General features: G+C 50.1%; 20 protein-coding genes. 2 read left to right on the forward strand and 18 right to left on the reverse strand.

Going from position 1 to position 23,794, the window contains the following annotated elements; translation table 11 throughout:
• Nucleotides 1-285: 285 nt before the first annotated feature.
• The 9 genes from rplI to BBDE_RS09680 form a co-directional block, all read right to left on the reverse strand.
• On the reverse strand, nucleotides 286-732 hold the full coding sequence (gene rplI / locus BBDE_RS09640; RefSeq protein ID WP_003838590.1) for a 50S ribosomal protein L9: 447 nt from the start codon (nucleotides 730-732) through the stop codon (nucleotides 286-288).
• Nucleotides 733-751: 19 nt separating this feature from the next.
• Complete coding sequence (gene rpsR / locus BBDE_RS09645) at nucleotides 752-1,000, reverse strand: 30S ribosomal protein S18 (RefSeq protein WP_003838589.1); 249 nt, start codon at nucleotides 998-1,000, stop codon at nucleotides 752-754.
• Between the two features lie 38 nt (nucleotides 1,001-1,038).
• Entirely contained in the window at nucleotides 1,039-1,695 is a 657-nt protein-coding gene (locus BBDE_RS09650; protein ID WP_003838588.1) for a single-stranded DNA-binding protein, read from the reverse strand.
• A gap of 44 nt (nucleotides 1,696-1,739) precedes the next feature.
• On the reverse strand, nucleotides 1,740-2,027 hold the full coding sequence (gene rpsF / locus BBDE_RS09655; RefSeq protein ID WP_003838587.1) for a 30S ribosomal protein S6: 288 nt from the start codon (nucleotides 2,025-2,027) through the stop codon (nucleotides 1,740-1,742).
• Between the two features lie 256 nt (nucleotides 2,028-2,283).
• On the reverse strand, nucleotides 2,284-3,297 hold the full coding sequence (locus BBDE_RS09660; RefSeq protein ID WP_003838586.1) for a ribose-phosphate diphosphokinase: 1,014 nt from the start codon (nucleotides 3,295-3,297) through the stop codon (nucleotides 2,284-2,286).
• A 542-nt stretch (nucleotides 3,298-3,839) separates the two neighbouring features.
• Nucleotides 3,840-4,817 (reverse strand): ribokinase, encoded by a 978-nt coding sequence (locus tag BBDE_RS09665; protein WP_003838584.1) that lies wholly within the window; start codon nucleotides 4,815-4,817, stop codon nucleotides 3,840-3,842.
• Between the two features lie 115 nt (nucleotides 4,818-4,932).
• On the reverse strand, nucleotides 4,933-6,408 hold the full coding sequence (locus BBDE_RS09670) for an MFS transporter (protein WP_003838583.1): 1,476 nt from the start codon (nucleotides 6,406-6,408) through the stop codon (nucleotides 4,933-4,935).
• Between the two features lie 67 nt (nucleotides 6,409-6,475).
• Nucleotides 6,476-7,432, reverse strand: a complete 957-nt coding sequence (locus BBDE_RS09675) for a nucleoside hydrolase (RefSeq protein WP_003844490.1) — start codon at nucleotides 7,430-7,432, stop codon at nucleotides 6,476-6,478.
• A gap of 263 nt (nucleotides 7,433-7,695) precedes the next feature.
• Complete coding sequence (locus tag BBDE_RS09680; RefSeq protein WP_003838581.1) at nucleotides 7,696-8,778, reverse strand: LacI family DNA-binding transcriptional regulator; 1,083 nt, start codon at nucleotides 8,776-8,778, stop codon at nucleotides 7,696-7,698.
• Nucleotides 8,779-9,075: 297 nt separating this feature from the next.
• On the opposite strand from BBDE_RS09680, the gene BBDE_RS09685 reads away from it, so the two are divergent.
• Nucleotides 9,076-9,543 (forward strand): hypothetical protein, encoded by a 468-nt coding sequence (locus BBDE_RS09685; protein WP_003838578.1) that lies wholly within the window; start codon nucleotides 9,076-9,078, stop codon nucleotides 9,541-9,543.
• 356 nt (nucleotides 9,544-9,899) lie between these two features.
• Nucleotides 9,900-12,629 (forward strand): LTA synthase family protein, encoded by a 2,730-nt coding sequence (locus BBDE_RS09690; protein WP_012902524.1) that lies wholly within the window; start codon nucleotides 9,900-9,902, stop codon nucleotides 12,627-12,629.
• Between the two features lie 71 nt (nucleotides 12,630-12,700).
• On the opposite strand, the gene BBDE_RS09695 is transcribed toward BBDE_RS09690, so the two are convergent.
• The 9 genes from BBDE_RS09695 to BBDE_RS09725 all read right to left on the reverse strand — a co-directional run bounded on the left by BBDE_RS09695 (nucleotide 12,701) and on the right by BBDE_RS09725 (nucleotide 23,731).
• Nucleotides 12,701-13,594, reverse strand: coding sequence for a glycosyltransferase (locus BBDE_RS09695; protein WP_003838573.1), 894 nt, complete (start codon nucleotides 13,592-13,594; stop codon nucleotides 12,701-12,703).
• Nucleotides 13,595-13,682: 88 nt separating this feature from the next.
• The gene (locus tag BBDE_RS11235; RefSeq protein ID WP_003838571.1) at nucleotides 13,683-15,140 is read right to left on the reverse strand and encodes a lipopolysaccharide biosynthesis protein; all 1,458 of its coding nucleotides are present in this window, start codon (nucleotides 15,138-15,140) and stop codon (nucleotides 13,683-13,685) included.
• Nucleotides 15,133-16,239, reverse strand: coding sequence for a glycosyltransferase (locus tag BBDE_RS11240; protein ID WP_012902527.1), 1,107 nt, complete (start codon nucleotides 16,237-16,239; stop codon nucleotides 15,133-15,135). The genes BBDE_RS11235 and BBDE_RS11240 overlap by 8 nt, the downstream gene beginning before the upstream one ends.
• A gap of 216 nt (nucleotides 16,240-16,455) precedes the next feature.
• Nucleotides 16,456-17,706, reverse strand: a complete 1,251-nt coding sequence (locus tag BBDE_RS09700; protein ID WP_033489388.1) for a nucleotide sugar dehydrogenase — start codon at nucleotides 17,704-17,706, stop codon at nucleotides 16,456-16,458.
• Between the two features lie 126 nt (nucleotides 17,707-17,832).
• Entirely contained in the window at nucleotides 17,833-18,675 is an 843-nt protein-coding gene (locus BBDE_RS09705; protein WP_003838561.1) for a glycosyltransferase family 2 protein, read from the reverse strand.
• Entirely contained in the window at nucleotides 18,668-19,858 is a 1,191-nt protein-coding gene (locus BBDE_RS09710) for a hypothetical protein (RefSeq protein ID WP_003838560.1), read from the reverse strand. The genes BBDE_RS09705 and BBDE_RS09710 overlap by 8 nt, the downstream gene beginning before the upstream one ends.
• Nucleotides 19,845-20,894 carry a glycosyltransferase WbsX family protein gene (locus tag BBDE_RS09715; protein ID WP_012902529.1) on the reverse strand — a complete coding sequence of 350 codons (1,050 nt, stop codon included), beginning with the start codon at nucleotides 20,892-20,894 and terminating at the stop codon, nucleotides 19,845-19,847. Before BBDE_RS09715 ends, BBDE_RS09710 begins: the two co-directional genes overlap by 14 nt.
• Before the next feature lies 1 nt (nucleotide 20,895).
• A complete protein-coding gene (locus BBDE_RS09720; protein ID WP_003838558.1) occupies nucleotides 20,896-21,855 on the reverse strand; it encodes a glycosyltransferase family 2 protein in 960 nt (319 codons plus the stop codon).
• Nucleotides 21,856-21,922: 67 nt separating this feature from the next.
• Entirely contained in the window at nucleotides 21,923-23,731 is a 1,809-nt protein-coding gene (locus tag BBDE_RS09725) for a DUF4012 domain-containing protein (protein ID WP_012902530.1), read from the reverse strand.
• Nucleotides 23,732-23,794 lie beyond the last annotated feature (63 nt).

The raw sequence follows: 23,794 nt of genomic DNA on the forward strand, positions 1-23,794 counted from the left end.
ATGCAACTCACGGCGTGTCGCGGACATAAAACCGCGGAATTCCGGTGATCATCGGCAATTTCGCCGTGACGGATAATCTCGCAAGTTTCATGGATGAAACCGCCTCTACCGGTCCCCCGACTTCATCAATTACAATTTCTCCACAAATTAGGTGTTGACCCTAATGAGAATCCCCCTACGCCACAACGGTGCAGGGGGATTCTTGATGCTTAAGCTCAGACGTGCAGTCTGAAGTCATTCACCGCGGTCGGACACTCGTCCGGATCGTAGCGAATGGGACCGAAATCACTCAGCGACGACCTTCACGAAGAAGGAAGCGGTGATTTCCGGATGCAGAGCGACGGTCGCCGGGAAGTCACCGGTGGTCTTGATCGGCTCAACGGTGATGTTCTTCGGGTTGACCTCGACCTTGGAAGACAGCGCAATGGCGATCTTCTCGGCGGAGATGCCACCGAACAGCTTGCCGGATTCGGAGACCTTGGCAGCGATTTCGACGGTGGTACCCTCGATCAGTTCCTTGGCGGCAACGGCCTCTTCACGGGTGGCGACGGCCTTAGCCAGACGAGCGCGCTTCATGGCCTCGATCTGAGCGGCGGCACCCTTGGTCCAGGCGAAGCCCAGGCCCTGCGGGAGCAGGTAGTTACGAGCGTAACCAGCCTTGACGGTCACGACATCGCCCGGGTGACCCAGGTTAGCGACGGACTTGGTAAGAATAACCTTAGTTTCAGCCATTGTTCAAACCTCTCTAAGATCAGCGGCCGGAAGTGGCGTACGGCAGCAGAGCCATCTCGCGGGCGTTCTTGATCGCCTTCGAGATCTTGCGCTGTTCCTGCACGGTCACACCGGTGATACGACGGGAGCGGATCTTACCGCGATCGGAAATGAACTTGCGCAGCAGGGCGACGTCCTTGTAATCGATCTCGGTGATCTTGGCAGCCTTCAGTGGATTCGGCTTCTTCTTAAACGGCTTGACCGGCGGCTGCGGCCTCTTGCGTGACATCTTGATGTTCTCCTTACAATCTGGGATTGCTTTTCAGCTTAGAATTCCGGTTCGCCGTCATTGCCTCCGAATTCGGAGGAGCTGGCACCGAAAGATCCGAAGGACGCGGCGGAGGAATCCGCGTTGCCCCACGGGTCGGCAGCCGGTGCTGCGGCAGGTGCGGCGTTGGCGGGAGCGGAGGCCCCACCCTGATAGCCCGCGCCACCGGAATATCCGGCACCGCCCTGGTAGCCGCCGGCGTTGCCGCCGAAGCCACCATTGTTGTTCGCATAGCCTCCGTTGTTACCGGTGAAGCCATTGCCGCCACGATTGCCGGCATAGCCACTGGCACTGGAGGTACGCGTAACTTGGGCGGTTGCGTAACGCAGGGACGGGCCGATTTCATCGACCTGCATCTCAACGACGGTACGCTGGGAACCATCCTGCGCTTGGTAGGAACGCTGCTGCAGACGACCCTGTGCGATTACGCGCATGCCCTTCGACAGGCTCTGCGCACAATGCTCGGCCATGTCACGCCACGCGGAGCAGCGCATGAACAGGGCCTGACCGTCTTCGAACTGGTTCGAATTACGGTTCCAGGTGCGCGGAGTGGAGGCAATCGTGAAGCTGGCCACGGATGCACCGTTGCCAGTGGTACGGATTTCAGGATCAGCCGTGAGGTTACCCACCACGGTGATAATCGTTTCGCCTGCCATGACGTTACCTACTTACTTATGCAGCTTGAAAAGCTTGAAATTACTTACTTGCGAAGAATCTTCGTGCGGATGACGGATTCGTTCAGGTTCAGCAGACGATCGAGTTCGTCGCTGGTGGCCGGCTCGGCGGAGTAGTTGACCACGACGTAGTTGCCTTCGGTCTTGTCGGCGATTTCGTAGGCAAGCTTACGACGGCCCCAGATGTCGATGTTCTCGACGGCACCGCCTTCCTTGGTGACGAGTTCCAGATACTGCTCGGTCAGCTTCTTCAGACCACGCTCATCCAGCTCAGGATCGGCAATGAACATCAGTTCGTACTTATGCGCAGACATCACCCACCTCCTTCGGACTATCGGCCATGGACTTTCCATGGCAGGAGTGTGTATGCGTACTGCCTTCACGCATCTATATATAAGGTATAAAGATACAATTCAGACAACCTGTTCAGCATATCCCGACACCCAGACGAGTTCTTTCCGTTCACTCTCTCGGCGAAGGGGCCCGCACCCAAGTCCGCCGTCAATCAAAAAGCCCCGCCGCATGGGCGAGGCTCCATCATACGAATCGCACATTCACGAATCGCACAGATCACGCATAGATATTGCGCGGGCGCATATCATCAGGCAATCCATTGAGCAACGTGGAGACCGAACCGGACTCGAACACGGAACGGATGCCGGCGGCCAGCAATGGCGCGGCGGACAGTACGGTCATGTTCGGCAGACGCTTCTCTTCCGGAACCGGCACGGTGTCCGTAAGCACGATTTCCCTGGCACCGCAATCGCGCAGGCGTTCCACGGCCGGGCCGGAAAGCAGGCCGTGCGTGGCGACCAAGGTCACCGACTTCGCGCCGGCTTCACGCAGGGTGCGCACGGCCTCGCAGATGGTGCCGGCGGTGTCGATGATGTCATCGACGACCACGCATTCGCGCCCTTCGACCTCTCCGATGATGCCGTGCGCCACCGCATGATTAGGACGCGTGGTGTCGCGGGTCTTGTGGATGAATGCGAGCGGCAGACCGCCGAGCTTGGCGGCCCACTGTTCGGAAACCTTGATGCGGCCGGCGTCCGGGGACACGATGGTGGTGTTTGCCAATGGCATGTTGTTACGCACGTAGTCGAGCAGCACCGGCATGGCGGTGAGATGGTCGACCGGACCGTCGAAGAAACCCTGTTCCTGGGCGGCATGCAGGTCGACCGTCATGATGCGGTCAGCGCCGGCGGCCTGGAACAGGTCAAAGATAAGCCGTGCGGTGATGGGTTCGCGCCCCTGGTGTTTCTTGTCCTGACGAGAGTAACCGAGGAACGGCGCGACCACGGTGATGGAACGGGCGGAAGCGCGCTTCAGCGCATCGACCATGATGAGCTGTTCCATAATCCACTTGTTGATCGGCACGGTGTGTGCCTGCATCACGAACACGTCGGCGCCGCGCACCGGCTCGGTGTAGCGCACGTACATCTCCCCGTTGGCGAAATCGTATGAGGTGGTCTCGAGCACATGGGTGCCAAGGTACTTCGCGGTTTCCTCGGCTTGTTCGGGGTACGCACGACCCGTCACCAACGCCAGTTTTTTATCCGGGGTGCCTTCGAGAATCGCCGACATGCTTCGCCTTCCAATATACGGGTGCGTGAAATTAAGCCAAACTCAAATATAACAATGCGGGTGCCCACGCCGCGCGGAAACGATGCGGCCCGTCACGCGGTCTTCAAAGATACGGATGCCGTGAGGGTGAATCACTTGCGATCGTCACCCGGCTCAAGAAGAGAAGATGCCTCACCGCAAGAACGTCATATTGTCTCAGGAAGATACGGGTCGGATGTGCACTCAGGTTGCGCACAGTCACACAAAAAATTCCTGATACTGCGATGACGGCCATCCTTCCGTCCGGATTGGACCGCGCACGATCGGATAAAAAAGACCTTTTCGAAGATAGTGCGTTCAGATTCCGTACCGCATGGGCTCAATTCACGTCTCAGACGACTTATCCATACCCCCTTACCTCACGATTGCCTTCAGTATGCGGCCTTATGGAGTCATTGAAGGGTATATGAAAAGCACGATTTGCCAAAACAGCCGTCTTGACAAATCGTGTTTGCACATCCAATTTCACCGAACCGCACCGCCGCTATGCCGGCCGTCTCGGATTACTCGGCGAATGCCTCGCGAATCTGCGCGGCATTGCCATAAGAAGCCTGCGCACCGTAACCCGTGGCCGCATAGGCGGACACGTACGCGGCAAGTTGCGCGGACTCGGACAGCGACATGCCGGAGGCGAGACCGGCCAGCACGGTACCCATGAAGGAATCGCCGCAACCGGTGGTGTCGACGGCCTTCACGCGAACCGGTGCAATGCGCTGAATCGGCTCTTCCGCGGTGGCGTCGAGCACCACGGAACCGTCGCCTCCCAATGTCACGATCGCCTGATCAAAACCGAACGACCGCATTTCGTCCAGAACATGACCCCAGTCGAAAGCGTCCCAGTCATCATCCTCAGGCTCGTCAATGCCGAGCAACTGCGCCATCTCATGCTCATTGACGAGCAGGATGTCGGAGGCTGCCACCAGTTCCGCAGGCAACGACGGCGTGAACGGCGAATCGTTGAGCAGCACCTTCACACCCGCCTCATGGCAGATGCGCGCGGCGGCGGTCACCGTCTCGATCGGACTTTCGAGGCACAAGCCGAGCACGGAAGAACGCACCAGCGCCTCGCGTACGGATTCCACATAATCCACGGTCACCTGTGCGTTGGAGCCCGGAGAATACACGATGGTGTTCTCGCCGGCCGCGTCCACGGTGATCACTGTGGTTCCGCTCGGACCGAGCACGCGGCGCACATGCGTGGTGTTCACACCGGCCTCGGCCAGAGCGCCGAGTAGGAATTCGGCATTGCTGTCGGAGCCAACCGCGCCGAACATCTGCACGGTGGCGCCGATTCGCGCGGCCGCAGCGGCCTGATTGCCTGATTTACCACCCGGCAGCAGCTGCAACGGGCCACCGGTGATGGTCTCCCCCGGCCCTGGCAGTCGTTGCGCGGTAACGGTGTAGTCCGCGTTCATGGAGCCGATCACCGACACCGTGCCGTGAATTCGATCCAATGCAGAGAGCACTTCGATCGCGCCCATCCTTGTCTCCTTAAGATGTTGTGTTCCGATGATTGTCAGTTATCGAAGATTCGGATTGCCGGTGGGCGGTTCAGTCATCCATACCGCCCACCGTCCGTGAAACATTCCGTGAAACTTACTGTTCGGCCTGTTCGGCCTGTCCGGCCTGTCCGGCTTTTCCGGCCTGTTCGGTTTCCAGCGCATGATTGCCTTCGTAGATCTTCTTCTTGAACACGAAGAACACGATCAGGCCCAGCAGCGCGGTGACGGAGCCGATAAGCAGCAGATTGGAGAAGCCTGCGGCATCGCCGGTGGTGCCGACGATGGAGGAGCCGGCCATCGCGTTGGAGCCGAGCAGGCTGCCGATGATGGCGATGCCGATGGACGGCGAGACGTTCATGGCCAGATCGTTCATGCCCACGCCACGACCGGACTCATCCTTTTCGATGGTGCCCAGCACGGTGGAGACGACCGGCGAGTACATCAGACCGCAGCCGGCGTAGAACACGCAGGCGAACAGGGTGAGCACCAGGAAGCCGGAATTCACGCAGAACGCGGCACCCGTCCATCCGACGAACATCAGCGTACCGGCGGTCACGAGTCCCGCCCTGATGCCGATCTTACCGACGATGAGTCCGGAGCAAGTGCCCACGATGGCGGCGACCACGTACGCCCACACGATGTACAGCGACACCTGCGTGGTGGTCATACCGTACAGCTTGGTGCCGATGGCGTTGAAGATGGGCGACAGTGCGTAGTTCACGAAGTAGAACACGAGGATCAGGCTGATCGCGCGCAGCCAGCGGGTGTTCTTGAAGAACGCCGGGGTGATGAACGGGTTGGAGGCCTTGTTGATGTACACGCCGAACGCCGCGTACAGCAGTACGGACACCACGAGCATCCACCATGCCATGTACGAGAAGAACAGGGTCAGGAACGCGGTTGCGAAGCCGAAGATCACGAAGCCGAGCGCGTCGACCTTCTGGCCGTTGCCGCTCTTGGCCGGCAAGGTCTTGAGCAGGATCGGCAGGAACAGAATGGTCACCGCCGGAATCAGGAACAGATACTGCCATGCGATGGAGCTCAACATACCCGCCGCGAACACGCCGATGGATGCGGACAGCTGATATGCGGCGGTGAACAGGCCGAAGAAAATCACCTTCAGATCATTGCGCAGATATTTGGTCGCGACCACCAGGAAGGCGGAGCCCGCCACCTGTTCGCCGGCGGTCTGCAGCACTCGTGCGATGATGACGGTCCACAGATTGGCGGCAAAGAAGAAGTTGGCGATGAAGCCGAACAGCGATCCCACGAAAAGGGTGATAAGACCGACCGTCACGAGGCGGCGCAGGGAGACGAAGTCACCCAGAGAACCGTAGATGAAGCACACGATGCCAAGCACGATGCTCGGGAACGCGGTGATCAGGGAAGCTTGATTCGGCGCACCCACATCGGCGCCGACCTGCTGGAACACAAGGTTGAAGCCCTGCAGGCACAGGGTGCCGAGTACGAAGGTGATGAGCAGCGGAATCAGGGCACGGATGGCCATCTTGTTGCTGGTGACCGGATCGTCGAACGGATCGGCGGATACGTTTACATTGTTATGAGTCATATGATCGACTACTTTCAAATTTCACATTCAATAGGGAAACGGAACGCGCAATCTAGGGCGCGCAACCTTATTTCGCGCCCTTGGCAAGCCCGGAAATACGCGTCATGAACTCGTTCAAGAACCTCGGCACATCCACGCCCACGGCCACCTTCATGGTCTTGTTCGCATCGTTGAGTCTGGTTTCGTCGCCGATGGTGCGGCCACGGGTCGGGCCGTCCACATCGACCTTCATGTTGATGTCGAGCATGGTCACGAGCGTCGGATCGACCGCCACGCCCACGGCGAGCGGATCATGCAGGCCGCAACCGCCAAGATGCGGCGCGGTGGTCTCGTAGGCCTTGATGTAGTAGTCGGTCATGTCGGCCAGGAACGTACCCGCCTTGGTGCCGAGCTCACGCCACTGCTGGGTTTCTTTGTAGGTGAGCAGGGTTTGCAGGGTTACGTCGAGGCCGATCATGGTCACGGGTGCGCCGGAGCGGAACAGACGGTCGGCTGCGTCTGGATCCTGTGAAATATTGGCTTCGGTCCACGCGTTCACGTTGCCCGGAACGGTCAGAGCACCGCCCATAAGTACGATTTCGCCGATTTCATCCTTGATTTCCGGCGCCTTGTCGAGTGCGGCCGCGATGTTGGTCATCGGACCGGTCGGTACGTAGACGAGGTCCTTGCCGTACGTTTTGACGGCGTCGATGATGAAGTCGACTGCGGATTCGGTTTCGACGGAGCGGTTGGAGTCGGGAATGGTCACGTCGCCGATGCCGTTTTCGCCGTGGATGAACGCAGAGATCGGCAGTACGTCGAAATGGTCGGTGGTGCTGGAGTGCGGCAGTCCTTGGTAGACCTTGACTTCCGGATGTCCGAGCAGGTCGGTTACGGCCAGAGCGTTGCGCACACCCTGTTCGACGAGCACGTTGCCGTAGGTGCCGGTGATGCCGATGAGTTCGATCTCCGGGCTTCCCAAGGCGTAGGAGATGGCCAGAGCGTCATCGACACCGGTATCCAAATCCAGAATCAGTTTTTTCATGGTTATGCCTTTCCTCATTGACGGACTGACGACGGTCCGCCACCACACGTCCCATTGTCGTCAGCTTTGTTGCATAAAAAAGCAGCGAGTACATTCTCGATTTGCTGTTGGATTCATGATAAAGCGTTTTATCATGAGAGTCAAAACACTCACCCATCTGCGTGTCGTTTTTGTCCCACCGCTGGAACCAGCCCCATCCGTCCCGACTTCGGCGTCGATGCCTACAGGATGGCGCAATCCGCCGGAAGGAAGGAGCTCCGCGCCTAGGCGCAGGCGGCCTGAACCAGTTTCGGAGTGAGCAGCTGGACTCGCGGATGACGCAGCCAAGGGCGTTCGCCTCCGTCTTCAGCACTCACGGAGTCGGAATCATTCCCGTCTTTTGCGCCGGTGCGTCCAATCGTGGCGTCGATGCGGACGGAGAGCATCCGCCAACAGGCTTCCGCCAGATCGGTGACGCTTTGCTCGACGGTGGTCATGTGCAGGCCAAGGCCGAATCTCTTGAGGATATTGTCGTAGCCGATCACCTGCATGTCCTGCGTCGCCTGCAGTCCACGCTCGGCAAGGCGCTGGCGGAATCCCAAGGCCATCACATCGTTGCAGCAGAACACCGCCGTGGCACCGCCGTCGATAATTCGATCGGCAGCATGATATCCGCTGTCGAAACGGTAGTCACCCGCAACGCACAGTGCGGGATCGAAACGCTCCCCCGCCTGTTCGATGGCATCCACGAAACCACGTTTGCGGTCAAGCGCGCTCGATTCCGCGACATCGCCCGTCACGATGCCGATATGACGGTGCCCGCCTTCCAACAGATACCGTGCGGCGAGACGGCCGCCCACATAGTTGTCGAATCCGACGGCATCGCACCAGCCGTTCTGTACGAGGCGGTCGATGAGCACCACCGGACAGGCCACCTGCTCCACGTCGGCTCGCAGCTCATCTTCGGCGGCGCAGGACTCGCGCGCGGGAATCAGCATCATGCCATCGACACCTCGGGAGGCGAGTCGGACCATCAGATCATGTTCGGTGGCACGCGAATCGTCGGAATTGGCCACAATCAACGAATAGCCTTGTGCGGCGCACTCATCTTCCACGCATTTCGACAGTGCGGCGAAAAACAGGTTTTCGATGTCGGGCACAATCAGCGCCACGAGTTTCGACTGTTTGGTCACCAGGCTGCGCGCGCTCTGGTTAGGCACGTAATGCAGTTCTTTGGCCGCCTTGGCGATAAGCTCGCGCTTCTCCTTCGACACGCGTGCCGGACGTCCGTTAAGCACCAGCGACACGGTGGTCACCGACACTCCCGCCGCCCGCGCCACGTCTTTCAGCGTTGCACGCCGTGCCATACAGCCCCCTTAGAACATCGTTCCTTCTAGCATAAAATCATCGCGGACCACAACGCGCTGTGCCGATATTCGCTTGCGCACCGTGCGTCGGCACGGCACCGTACCGATCGGGCACGGCGGCCCGTAGCGCCACCCGAACCATGCAAATCTCTTCGCGAAGTCACATGCCGCAACTATTCCTCTCACAGAGGAAAAACACGAAGTCATTTTCTCAGCAAGCGATTTTCTCATGGATTTTTTGTAGACTCGTCAAGTCTCGTTGAAATTCACAAGCAACAAGATAGAGGGAAAGAAACTGTGAAGATCGAAAAAAGCAATGCCAAATCAAGGCGCGTGATTGCCGCAATCGCCATAGTGGCGGTTATCGCGATCATATTAACCGTCGCCGTGACCATCATCATCGGCAATCAGCGAGAACTGACGCAAGCCGCCAGCGACACCTGCAAGTTGAACGCGAAGACGCTGACCGTGCATCAAGACAGCTTCAAGGAGGCGCAGTCCGAAGCCGAACAAGCCGCAAAACTGACGGTCGACGATGTTGCGAACGGTTCCACATTGGAAACGCTCAAGGATGCGATGAAGCTTGCTGACGCCGTCGACGATGCGCCGACCTGCCCAGCCAAGGGCAATGCGGATGACTTCACCAAGGCCACCAACGACATCAAAGACTACGCCGACAACCTGCGCAATATCACCAATGAGCTTGATTCCGCGGTCAAGGCCGTTCTCGCCTCGCAGGAAATGAAGCTCGATTCCGCCAAATAGCCGAATCCGCCATCGACGGCCTCTTCCGACCGCAGTCGCCCTGTCGAGGCCGAACGGCCCGGAAGATGGCCCGATAGGTTGTGTCAATCGTTGGCGGCACCGTCGCCGCCAACAACGCAATCGATTTCATAAGCATTTTGCCAACGCCCGACACGCATCGTACGCTCCGTTCAACACCCCCGACAGCAATGTTCGCTTGCAGGGATCATGCCGCAAACACACAGCAGACGTTCCGCAACCCGTAAGCCACCTTTTTCGTCCAGACTACGCCATTAGAATGGCTCTGATTCACGCAGAATTTACCTTGTATACGCAAGTAAGTCAGATGAACAGAAATACCTCCGAAGGACGCGACGATGCAGAACATTCTGACCAATGGTCATTCGAAAGACCTTCCATATCTGCAACCGGTCGCCTCCAGCAAACGACTTGGATCTGTCATCGGCAAAACGCATCCCCTTTCCGCTCCCTCTTCTCCCGCAGTCGGCCAACGTATGAACATCTCACTTTTCAGCACCAGAAACGCCTTCCAGCCAGCCAACGCATCGACGGACCAGCCGCGGGAACAATCACTGTTCGTCAGCAAGCGAGTGATTCACTCGTCGGCTACGCAATGCAAAGGCCCACGACGCAAAGCTACGCAGCGGCGCCATTCCACGCCACGCAACACCACCCGTTACAGCTTGTATACGCAAGGCATGCAATCAAGCGTGAGGCCTGCCAAGCACAATGTCAGAGCCGTCGGCGCACCGACGCAGACCTCGATGCCAACGTCTGTGCGAACGCAGCCGGCCTCAACCGCGATATCGGCGGCGTCCGACCCGCTCGTCACAACCGGCAAGGCTGAGGAGCTGGCCGTAATCACGGTACGTAAGGTGCATGCCGCCGCACGGTCCGTTCATCAGGCCGCTCAGCGAACGGCCGCAACCGTATGCCGTGCCGCGGCGAAGGTACATGATCGATGGCGCGCTTTCACTAACCTGAAACCCGTACGCAAGTTCATCGACATCGCCAAGATGCTGTACGGCCTGTGGCGCAAGCGCATGAAGTTCTCCTATGCGTTCTACACGGTCGTGTTCATGCTGCTTACCTCGGCGGAGGTCATCTTCCTGCAGTGGGGCATGTGCAGCGAGCCGGAATATGCCGACGACGCGCAAATCGACAACACCACCAAGATTATGCAAAGCGTGGCCGGTCAGCTGACGAAATTCGTCAGCCAGATGTGGTTGGAGCAGAAATACGTATTCCTCATCAATTTCGTTGGTTTGGGATTGGTGTATCTTGCGCTGATTTTCATTACGAACAGATTCTGGATCGCGACCATCATATTCGGCACCGTCATGACCGCATATGGCGTGGCCAACAGCATCAAGGTGCAATTGCGTAACGAACCGATCATTCCGGCTGATCTGACGTTCGTTTCAGGCGGTGACACCGGCAGCATCATGTCATTCATACCTAAGGCCAGCGAAGCACTCGTCAACGGTGCGATCCAAGTTCTGCTCTGGTTCCTGCTGATATGCGTGATCCTGTTCGTATTTGACGGCCGTAGGAGATTCATCCATTGCTCGTGGCGCCATCCGATCGCGAATGTCAAGAACATCGTCGGCAATGTCTGCCGTATTCTCGCGGCCGTGCTCAGCGTGGTGCTGCTCGGCTCATATACGGTGGGCCTAAGCACGCCTGATTCATGGTCCTATTCCTGGGCTACGGATATGGGCTACCGTCCGGAATTGTGGAATTCCCTGATGGACGCGCAGAACAATGGCCCGGCAACCACGTTCCTGAGTCTGACCAAGGTCAAGGCCATGGATAAGCCGGAGAACTACAGCCAGAAGACCATGGAGCAGATCGCCGAACGCTATTCCGCCGCAGCGGAGACCATCAATCAGAACCGTGGCAGTGAACTGACCGATAGTACGGTGATCCTGGTTCTGTCGGAGTCATTCTCCGACCCGACACGCGTGCCGGGCGTGAGTTTCAGCATCGACCCAATGCCGAACATCCGCACTATCAAGAACTTCACGACATCCGGCCTGATGCTCTCCCCCGGCTATGGTGGAGGCACCGCGAATATCGAATACCAGGCATTGACCGGTATGAATCTGGCCAATTTCAACGATTCTTTGATTGTGCCGTACCAGCAGCTTGTGCCGAATCAGAGCGACCCGTACTCGTTCAATCAGATCTGGACGCAGAAGTACGGCGAATCCGCCACCACTGCGGTGCATCCGTTCCAGCAGAGCATGTATCTGCGCAACATTGACTACAAGAAATTCAAGTTCTCGTATCTGTACACATGCGACAGCGAGGAACCGCTCACGCACACCGGCACCATCGACCGTTCGCCGTATGTGAGCGACAGTGAGGCATACCAGAACGTTCTCGATTTGATCAATGAGCAGAAGGATAGCGACAAGTCGCAGTTCCTGCAGCTCGTGACCATGCAGAACCACACGCCATACGGCGATTATTACGACAATAACGAGTTTGTGGAGGCCGATACGTCGGAGAACATTTCCGACAGTGAGCGCAACGACATCAACACATATGCCAAGGGCGTGAACTACACCGATCAGGAAACAGCCGACTTCCTCAATCAGCTCAATCAGATCGACAAACCGATCACCGTGATCTTCTACGGCGACCATCTGCCTGGCATCTATTCCACCGCCAATAAGGATGCGAACAACAAGGTGACGCTACACGAGACCGACTATTTCATCTGGTCGAACAATGCGTCAGCCTCGCATGACACGAAGCTGGATCAGACCGAAACCGCCTATACTTCGTCGAATTACTTCATGGCCATGGCCGCCGAACATATGAACGCCAAGGTGTCACCGTTCCTTGCCATGCTGACCGAACTGCATCAGGAGGTGCCGGCCATGAGTCGAGTGATCACCTCCAGCGGCGGTATCGGCCAGGGGCATGCCACCTATCTTGACCGTGATGGCAATACGATTGACACGAAGCATCTTTCGAAGAAGGTCAAGCAGTTGCTTGCCGACTACAAGCTGGTGCAATATGACCAGACCTCCGGAAAGAACTACCTTAAGGATCTGAAGTTCACGCAGGTGCCATAAAGCCGTGGTTGAAGTGAAGCTTTACAACGAATCTCCGTTTTCTGATATTAGCGCTCAGACGAAGACTCGTTTTAGAGCTTCGCTCCGTCCGATGCTCCAGCGCGATTGCCGAGTAATCGAGCCGCGCAGTCGAAGCAGAATCTTATGATTTCGTAGAAATGACACCCTTTGGCCAAGCCTTGGATGACATATTTGACCAGCGCCATTCCCTCGCCTGCAACTTTCGCACCACCCAACAACGCCGCGTGCTTCTGGATCTCCTTACCCATGAGATAGTTGCGTTTATACTGCTGCTTGAGTGTGAAATTATGCGAGTGAACGACTTCCGCGCTCGCCTCGTACGCGATTTTGTATCCGGCATGAAGGAACGCGGCGGCAATCAACATGTCTTCGTTGGTGTCAATCGGATGCTCAAACCCTCCAACTGCAAGATATGCCGAGCGACGATACGCCGCGCACACGTCGGAGGCAAAGAACGCTTTGATGCCCAATCGTTCGATATCGGAAGCGTCACGGATATGGGATTGTTCGGGATAATTGAATTCCCGGACCAGACGCTCGGCAGGGCGTGCATCCGGGCGTGCAATCTGACGCCCAGTGACCAAAGCCACTTTTTCATCAGAAAAAGGTTTCATGAGATTTTCGATATAGTGCTCATTCGCAGGCATGGCATCTTGGGTCAGAAACAGGACGAAATCGCCATTGGATTCGCGTAAAGCCATATCCCGAGTGGCGCCATGATCGAAATCCTTGCGTTCGATTCCGATGAATCTGATGTTCTGACCAGTATGGTTTGCAATATACTGACTCACCAAAGCCGGAGTGCCATCATCCGACTGCGAATCAACGACGATGATTTCCGCAGGCGACAGGCTCTGGCCAATCAGTTTATCGAGCAACACGGTAATCTGGCTACCCGGGTTCAGCGTCGGAATGATGACAGAAATCAAATTTGACTCTTTCATTATATCCAGTCCCTTCTTCGAAGCTTCAAGCCGTATTATTAATAAGATAGATTTTTAATGCAATAAATACTTACAATAAATATAGATATTATCTGCGCAAAATATTCAAACATTTTTTAAATCCACCAGTCAAAGCAACAACTAGAACAAATAAACCAGTAAAGGAAAAAGTACACATCAAAAGAGAAATCCACGTATTCAGAGAAGAAAGAAAATTCCTCTTACACAGCATACACGGGACAAAAGCAACGAGACCACACATAAGAGGAGTCACAACTTCCTTGCAATAGTCTCGAATTTGACCTTCAAGAGCAATTTTTTCCACATAATACACGCAAGTGAATATTTGCAAGCAGTAACCAAGAGCAACACCAATTGCAAGATTGGTCAAATTGCCAGTCGATGCTCCTAGTAACATGGAAACAACAATAATAACCGTCGCAATTGATGTCTGCCTCAGAAGTAAATCAGTGCGTCCCGCACTTTGTAGCATTGGACCAGTGATATTACCTAATAATTGACAAAATAATGAACATGAAAGAATAGCAAATAGCGGTACGCAGTTCTTCCAATTGTCACCATAGAATATGGTGACAATTTCATTTGAACATAATACAAATAAAAATGTAACATATGCTCCAACTATCGCTAATACAAAAGTTACTTTATGATAAAAATCACGAAGTCGATATTTATCATTTTGATACTTAGCTAAGAATGGTTGTATCACACTGGCTAACACTTGTGGAACGAACGTAATTGGATACGCTGTCAGTTTGTAAGCCTTATCATATAACCCTAAAGATACGGAATTAAATGCTCTACCAATAACAAGATGATCTAGGTTCCTAGCAAAATAATTTACAAAATTTGCACCAGCTTGAAAAAGCGAATATTTTGCGATTACTTTCATTGAAGAAACAATATGTAAATCAGTAAAGGAGAGCTCTTTCTTTATTGAGAGATAATTCCACAGAAAAACCAGTATCGCTGTAATGTTTATGTTCGCAACCAGAGCAAACACTCCAAGTCCCACATACGCAAGAACAATTGCAACAAGGCCTCCAACAATCGTTGTTACGAAGAGTCTTACTCCAATTAATTTAAATTTTTTACCTTTAAGGAGTAAACCATTGGGGACCATGTTGACTGTATTAAAGAATACGGATACAGACACCCAAGCACATAATGAAGTATAAGTAGAATCATGGAAGAAGAAGCTTAATGGTGTCCCCAAAAAGATGAAGACACAGGAAAGACAAAGGCCAAGACCACATGAAAAGATAAAAATAGATCCATAATCCCTTGAATCGAGATTTTGATACTGAATAATTGCTGGGCCTAATCCCAAATCAGCCAATATGCTAAAGAAACTTGTGAAGACTGTAACACCAGCCATCACCCCATACTGTTCTGGCGTAAGCAACCTGGCAAGTACAACAGTGATTGCCATTTGCATTATCACTGTAGAGTATTTCGACACTGCTTGAATGAAAGCAGCCTTTAAGAAACTCATCTCTCCGTGTTTTTTTGACACATCACTCATCGACTATTCTCTTCCACTCACTCACAATAGTTTCAAGAGAAAATGACCTTGCGCGTTCCAACGAGAGTGCAGAGTATTCTCTCCGTAATTTCACACTGGAAATTAATTTACCCATTTGTCGACAAAAATCTTCCACATCACCATCATGAGCAAGCAATGCATACCGCCCATCGTCAGTCACTTCGCAAAGAGCAGGTATATCGAATGCAACGATGGGAAGTCCAACACTCATAGCCTCTGCGGACACTAATGAAAAGCCTTCCCAGCGACTTGTCATAAGGAAGATACTTGATTTTAGATAATGATCGAGCAAATCCTGCCCCTGCAAGGCTCCTCTCAAGATGATTTTATTCTCAACATGCGCTCTTTGAATAAGATCTAAAAAACGATTTTTGTCTACACCGGTTCCGGCAACATTAATGTACCATGGTTCTGGGAGCGTGCGTGCAATCGCTATAAGATAATCCAATCCTTTTTGTTCTATAGTCAAACGTGACGTGAACGAGATAACGTGGCTGTCCATATCCGCCACAGAATGGTGTGGGTCAAGAGTGATTGGATTATGCAAGACGAATGAATTTGCATTATATTGCGACCATTTTTCGCACGAGTATTTCTCGAGACAAATTATTCCATCTGCTTTCTTGGCAAATTGAAGTAAAGAGTCACGGTCATTAAAATATTTTTTTGTTTCAACATACATATCAAAATTGTTATGCATCCACAAATAAATACGTATAGATGGGCAAAATTCTTTTATCTTTGGAACAAGATGAAAGAAATGCGGATTTAGAACAACTGTATTAATCTTATTATCATCTAAATATTTTAAAAAATGAGTTTGCCAAAGGGACATAACCTTCCCCCCAGAAAACAATTTTATTAAACGGAAAAATTGATTCTTAATATATCTCTTTCCAGTAGAATCAAAACGAACAACAGGTGCATCAACATGATAAAAATCTTGTTTGGCATTATCCAAACAGTACAAAGTCACATCTTTTCCATGCCTATATAACGCATTTACAATTACTGATGTCACACGTTGTATGCCACCTAAGCTCAGCGTCTCAGTTGTAAAGAGAATGCGTTTACTCACGCCCTGTCCTCCAAGTCAAGAACATGCCACCTCAGCTACGAAATGACAACTATTAATTCCTCAACGGTTTCAGAAAATTCTTAGGATCCTTTATCTAAAATACCGTATTCTATATGTATATAGAATACTGTCTACTGCTGCTCTACTAATATACATATGTGGGGCAGCAGCAGACATTCAGTATGAGTTCCATATAAATTCTCCGAAATTATGCCGTTAATCTCTCCGGAATAAATCGCGGGTGTAGACTTTGGCTTCCACATCCTTGAGCTCTGCATTCCAACGATTGGCGACAATCACGTCTACCCGTTCTTTAAACGATTCTAGATCATGCGTTACTTCAGAGCCATAAAATTCTGGATCTTCCAATGTAGGCTCATACACCAATACAGTGACACCTTTAGCCTTGACTCTTTTCATCACGCCTTGAATTGACGACTGCCGAAAATTATCAGAGCCCGACTTCATGGTCAATCGATATATACCAACTATAGGTTTCTTCCTGCCAGAAACCAATACACGTTCCATCACTTCCGAAGCAATAAAATCTTTTCGAGTACGATTGGCATCCACAATGGCACCGATGAGATTCTGCGGAACTTTGTCATAATTCGCAAGTAATTGCTTTGTATCTTTCGGGAGACAATATCCACCATAACCAAAACTCGGATTATTGTAGTGTGCCCCAATACGTGGATCCAATCCCACTCCATGAATGATCTCTTCTGCATTCAAGCAACGGGTTTGCGCATATGTGTCTAATTCATTAAAATATGCTACGCGTAATGCAAGATATGTATTGGCAAATAGTTTAATGGCCTCTGCCTCGGTTGGCCCTACAATCAGACGTGGTACGCCCTTCGAACCATCCGGGTTTGAACGATTTCGCTCCTCCTGTGCAGTCCCCTCATCGAGTAATTGCGCAAAATTTTCTGCGGCCGCAATAGCCTGTGAATCATCCGCCGGTGCACCAACAACAATTCGACTTGGATGAAGGTTATCGTACAGAGCCTTCCCCTCACGTAAAAATTCTGGACTAAAAATAATACGATCATCATTACGTGATTTACGCAGATTCATCGTGTAGCCAACGGGTACAGTAGATTTTATGACCACCCAAGCAGCTGAATTTACCTTGCGAACTGCATCAATGGCATTCTCAACACTAGAAGTATCGAAATAATTTTTCATTGGGTCATAATTTGTCGGTGTCGCGATTACCACATAATCTGCGTCTTCATACGCTTCAGATTGATTCAGTGTTGCACGAAAATTAAGAGGGCATTCCCCCGTTGTATTCTTATAAAGAAATTCAGTAATCTTTTCATCTACAATGGGACTCTCACCCCGATTCAATGCTTCCACCTTCGAAGGCACGATATCCACTGCACAAACTTCATTATTTTGAGCGAGCAACAGTGAAACGGACAAACCAACGTAGCCAGTACCAGCAACTGCAATTTTCATCATTGACATCCTTCCGGCGGAAGCAGTTTATATTCTCCAATAATTTACAACGCATTATTACGAATCCATGTCAGCTCATCAATTAGATAAACTGTTCTAGACATATCGCAATATGCGACTATGGCATTACAAAGATATGAGACTTTGTATTGCTCGCAATAGACTTTTCAAGTTAGGATTCATTTTAAAACTATTCATGAAAAGTGCCGCTTCCTCATATCTAGTCAACCCGGATTTGCAAATTTGAGCTTTCGTATACATAAACAGAGAATACGAATCTCTATGTGAAGATAATTCATCAGAATATTTTTTCTCAATTAATGAATACGCCTCAAGTGCCTTATGAACATTTTGGGAGATAGAATCTGCAGAAATATAGCGTTCAACAAGTACTTCGTCAGTGTAAGACAGTTTGTAGTCACGTAGCAAACGAAGCATAAGATCCCAATCCTGGAAACGAGGAATCTTTACATCGAACAAATTATCTTCAAAGAGCTCATGCCTCGCGAGAATCATCTGAGTACTCACAAAATTACGCCCAAGCAAATATTCATACGAAAAATTTGCTTCTATCGCTTGGCGACAGGGTTCATATTCATCTTTGGGCAGCCCCGCAGAATGCATCTTGCATATATCTATCTTCGAATCATGAAGGCTGATATTCTGAAGTTGCCTTTCAAGTTTTCGGGGCATCCAATAATCGTCGCTATCTTGGAACGCAATGTATTCACCATTTGCGTGTCGGATTCCATTGTTACGAGCAGCGCATGCTCCTGCGTTATCCTGCATAATATATTTAATTCGAGAATCCCCAAATGCGGCAACGACTGATTCAGTGCCGTCTGTGGAACCATCATCGACAACTATTACTTCAAAGTCCTTGAATGTCTGTTCTAGGACACTCTTAATGGAATCACCTATAGTATCTGCACGATTGAAAGTAGGAATGACTACGCTTACTTTAGGCATTGGAACTCCTAGCATGAGTAAAACCCATTAAACGATAATGTTTCCCATTCCCCCAAGGGATAACCGAGGTTAGGAGGAAAAGAAAAGTGTTATGTTGAAAGGACATCAGTTGAGCATCAAACATTGAATGTACTGCGATAACTCCCAACAAAAATAACAGAAGCCATTCATCATCAGCAAGCAGTTTCTTTTGAAGGACTGTCAAGAAGAATAAGAGCAACAGTAAAACAATCAATCCATGATCGTATATGATTCTCATATACGATGAATCAATATATAATCCTTTATTCACCAGCACATCTTTTGTTCCTCCTAGGAAAGGCAAACCAAAATGCTGAAGAGCATAAGAGGTATACGTGAGTCTAGAAGAAAAGATTTTATCCATCTCTTTCATAACTGATATATTAGAAAAGAAAATGAATAGTAGAGATATAGACAAGAAAAAAATAGCACAAATTATATAATCATATTGGATAAAGAAATCAATTCCTTTTTTATGAATCAATTTGTCATTATATCGATTAATGATGAAGGAAACAACAAGAACAAGATATATCAAGCAACATCCATTACGGGCATCCGTATAGTAGAATATTACAGTATCACATATCCCCAAAAGAAGATATTCACTAAACCGTATGCTTTTATTGCGTAACCAGATCCAAAGTAACACAATATTAAGAAATATGTACGACAAAAAGGTCACATATGCAAATCCTAATGAGATACGCGTCGTCCCATCAGCTCGTATATTGCTTACATTATCAATTAATCCCAAACTAGAAAGCGTTACAATCAAAATGGTTGTAACTGTTTGAAGTATAACTGTAACTTTTGCGATTTCTGAGAAGGCAACTCTACGTCCGCAAAATAAAAGCATTGAAAATGCGAACAAGTCGTTGTTGCCAAAAAGGAAAGTTTGAAGATTTAAAAAAATTAGAATGACAGCAAATACTAATTCACCTGTCGCATGCTCCCTGACCGTAAAAATCTCATGCAAAAGAAAAAAAACTGGGACAATAGCATACAGTATATTTACATGTCCAAAATATGCCGATAGTGTTGTTGTATTCAAAATAGCAACAATTAACCATATAGCATATCCTGCAAAGAAATAAGGAGCTTCAAAAACTGTAAGACCCTTATTTTCCTTTGCTGTAAGAATTTGCTCATTGTACGGCATCTTTCACCGCCTGCAACCAACCATATTGATCAGATTCCGTCGGTTCAAGTATAGCCCCTTCACCCCATTCATTCCAAGCATTAATCACAGTGAAATCCATGTAATCTTGCCGATTTGAATGAATCAATTGATTCAAATAATCCGCAAATTTTGTGTAGCTCGATCCTTGGGTAATAAAGGCACGCGTTCCTTTTCTTGGAGAATTATCGAAATTGGTAAAAGCAGATCTTACAATTTGTCTCGTTCCATATTTTCGCTGTTTATTTAAAATCCGATTCCACAGATAGTCATAATCCAGACAATCAAGTCTTTTCATTTTTTTATCAATGAAACGATCAGCTTGTTTTAAAAATGAAATCTCGTAATGCGCCGAATACAATGGTTCAAATTCAAATACTGCTTTAGAGTAATCACTAAATGCTTTTGGATTAAATGAACTTATATATTCGATAAGATATATTTTCTCTTCCCCACATCTTTCAAGATACGAATCCCAAAATTCAATCATATTATCAAAATTAGGAATATTCTTTGGAGAATAGACGAAGAACACAGGACGTCCTTGTATTCTCAAATAACGTTCATCTTTAAAAAACGAGATTAAATACCTGATGTGATTTAACCAGTCTTCTTGTCCTCCAAATGTCTGAGGCATCAAGATTTCCTTATTTTTGCCATCCCATGCTCGAGTCCAGGGCTCATTTGCCCAACATAGACAGTACTGTTGTTTAGCTTCTTTATTTGTCAGTAAATCTTCTACTGGTTTTTCCATCAATTTTTTACCATTAAACCAATAATGATAGTATACGAATCCATCAATACCGTATTGCGCAGCAAGACGATGCTGTCTTGTCATCTCTTCCGGATTAGATAGATCGTAATAATGAGAGTTAATCGGTATGAGAGGCTGAGAATGCCCTTCGTATAAAGGCTTTGCCTTTTTTACATTTGTCCATTCTGTAAAGCCTTTCCCCCACCAGCGATCATTTTCAGGAAAAGTATGAAATTGTGGAAGATGAATTGCAAAGGTTTTCATTTCACTCCTTAACCATTTCATTATTTCTCATCAAGACCGACATGCATTGTCCTATACGTTTCAACGGTTCTCGCTTTAACAACCGATTTGTTCGTAAAATTTTCAGTGCAGAAAATTTATTAACATACATCGTCGAAATGAAAGCAGCGACAATATCTTTTTTTTCATAAGGCATGAATTCATTAATTTTGTTATAAAGCAATTCCGCCTGCTTACAACTAGCCCAATATTTTCTTGCGTTTTCTTTTTGATCTCTAATCTTATTAAAGACATTATATCGCTCAGCACCAATGGAATTAGTATCATGTTGCCTATATAAAACTGTTGGAGTATGGATTCCAAGTACATGTCCACAACAAGCTGCGACCAGCAGGGTCCACCAATCATGCATTAGGATTTTCTCGTCAAAAACATTATCGGTCGCTTTAACGATGACTTTCCGTAGCTCAGCATTTCCCATTATTGTGCAACCTGCTGCAACACTAGTCATAAGTAATTCTTGTACAGAATCACTTACCTTCCCTTTTCCTGAACTTTCCAAAAAAGACAAAGCCGTAATTTTAAGATTACTATCCGTAACAGACATGTCAGTATAAACCATTAGAGGGCTTTTTTTACCGTATTTTTTCTCAAGACTACGCAAATATTTAAGGCAAAGCGTCAATTTCTCTGGAAGCCAATAGTCATCTTGATCAGAGAAAGCGAAATATTCATTTTGAGAATATCTCAATATGTCCAAAAAATGACTTTGTGGGGTACCATGCCGTATCCCTGTATCTAAAATTTCTATTCGCGAATCTTGATTAGACCAATTCTCTAAAATATCTATAGTGGCGTCAAAAGATCCATCATCAGAAATGAGCAAATCCCAATCAGAATAGTTTTGATTAACGATAGACTGAATCTGATCATTGAGATAATCGGCTCCATTATACGTTGCCATCAATATATCTACAGTCATTGTTAACCTCTTCACTCTGACTTATCCGAATACATCTATATTTTGAGAATCAGCTGCAAAATAAGCCTTAGTTTTGGAGTTGGCAAGCTTTAGTATCGTAAGATACACCAGTATTCGTCCAACCCATCGGCGTCTGGTCGAGTTTGAGATCTTCCTTGGCCTTGGGTGAGGTGGTCACATCGAAGTCGAATGTTGCATTCTGCCCATAGGCGATGTTCGCAACGGTATAGATCATGCCATTGCCGTTGAGATTACCCTGCTGAGGGTCATCGATCTGGGCACTGCCACCGACGGTAAGGTTAGAGATGGAACCGCCAGCAGGCGCATAGAGCAGCATCTTATCGACGATATGGCCACGCAAATCACCGCCACCGAGAATGTAGGTAGGACCGTTCACGTAATCCTCATAAGACAGAGCATTCTCCAGAGTAACCGTCACATGATAGGTCTGGGAACCGTCCTGATTGCATGAGGTACGGGTAATCTGCGTATTGCGGTGCAGGTACCAGTCCATCTTCGAAGCGTTGAGCTGGTTGAAGTACATGCCGAATTCCGGCTTCTCCTCATCGGAAGGAATACCGTTCGTCAGACCCATATCGGAGAAGGCCTTATTCTCATCCTCATGGAAGCTCACAAAGCTCACATGGCGGCCTTCCGCCATTGGAGAGATGAGCTTGGCTATGGACACAAGCTTGTTGATGCTCAGGTCCTTGAACGTGGCATCCATCACATTGGAAGCCACATACTGGAAGTACTCGTCCTGGTAAGCGGTGTACACATCCTTGTAGATGTCGTTAAGCAGGAACTGGGCCGTATTGTCGCCGGTCAGCAGTGGACCATTCGGAATCTGCACATTGCCATTCAGCTTTACCAACTCCTGAATGAACACCGGATCGATGGCCATCACACCATCCACATTGGTGGAATGGCTGGATTGCTGCCAGATGGTGGCTACGTTCTTCGCCACATTGTTGAAGTCCGGATCCGCCTCCTGGTCTCGAATATCGAAAGAGAACGGGAACACTGCCTTATCGGAATCCGTATAGACCTCGGAATTCTCGCCTTCGAACTCGGTATTCGGGTAGAAGTCACCCATCTGGAACGAACCGTTATTGGTAGTCATGCTGCCCAGCGAGCCGCCCAAACCGCCCGAAGAGCGAGATTCCGAAGTGGTGGCCGCCAGAACCAGATAGGTACGCTGGCCATCCTGGCCTAAGAACTTCGGCAGAATAGAGAGCATCTCGTTGCCTTGGTTCAATTTGTCGGCAATATCGGCAAACTGGTCCAACGCCTGATCGTACGCATTCTTCACCAGCCCGATATGCGGGGTCGGCAGGTTCTTCATCTTCTTATACTGTTGCTGGACTTGTGTGTTCGCCGTGTTCACGGCGTTCTTGAGATCCAGCACCGGTTGCATGTTGATTTGGCCGTTGCCGGCGCTCAAGTCAGAGCTCATCACCGTGGTCAACGTATCGGAAACTTCCGGCAACGTCTTCGAAGCGAGGTCATCCACCACTTCCGTCATGCCCTGCACGGCGCGAATGTCATCACCATACACCGGCACCATGGCTGCCAACTTCCACAGGCCGCCATGCGCGATGGTGCGAGCGGCGCTGGTGTGCTGCTGCATCGGTTTGATGACCTTCTGCAGTGTAGCCGGGTCCATCGTATTCTTGATATCTTTGACCTGCTTCACCGTTTCCACGGCGGCCATCTCGTGGTCTTTAACCTGCAGTGCCTGCTTGTAGAACTTGTAGCCGGTCACACCAAGGGCCGCACCCAAGGCAACGAGCAGTACGAAAATGCCGAGCAACACCCAAGGCCATTTTTTACGCTGATTGGGCCGTGCCGTGGCGTGATTTGCGTTGTGTTTCATGATCGACAACTCCGATTCGTTCGTCTGCAGTTCCTCGTGCGGTTTCGACACCCTATTCGGGAG

Origin of the sequence: Bifidobacterium dentium JCM 1195 = DSM 20436 (assembly GCF_001042595.1) — a bacterium.
Classification (GTDB): domain Bacteria; phylum Actinomycetota; class Actinomycetes; order Actinomycetales; family Bifidobacteriaceae; genus Bifidobacterium; species Bifidobacterium dentium.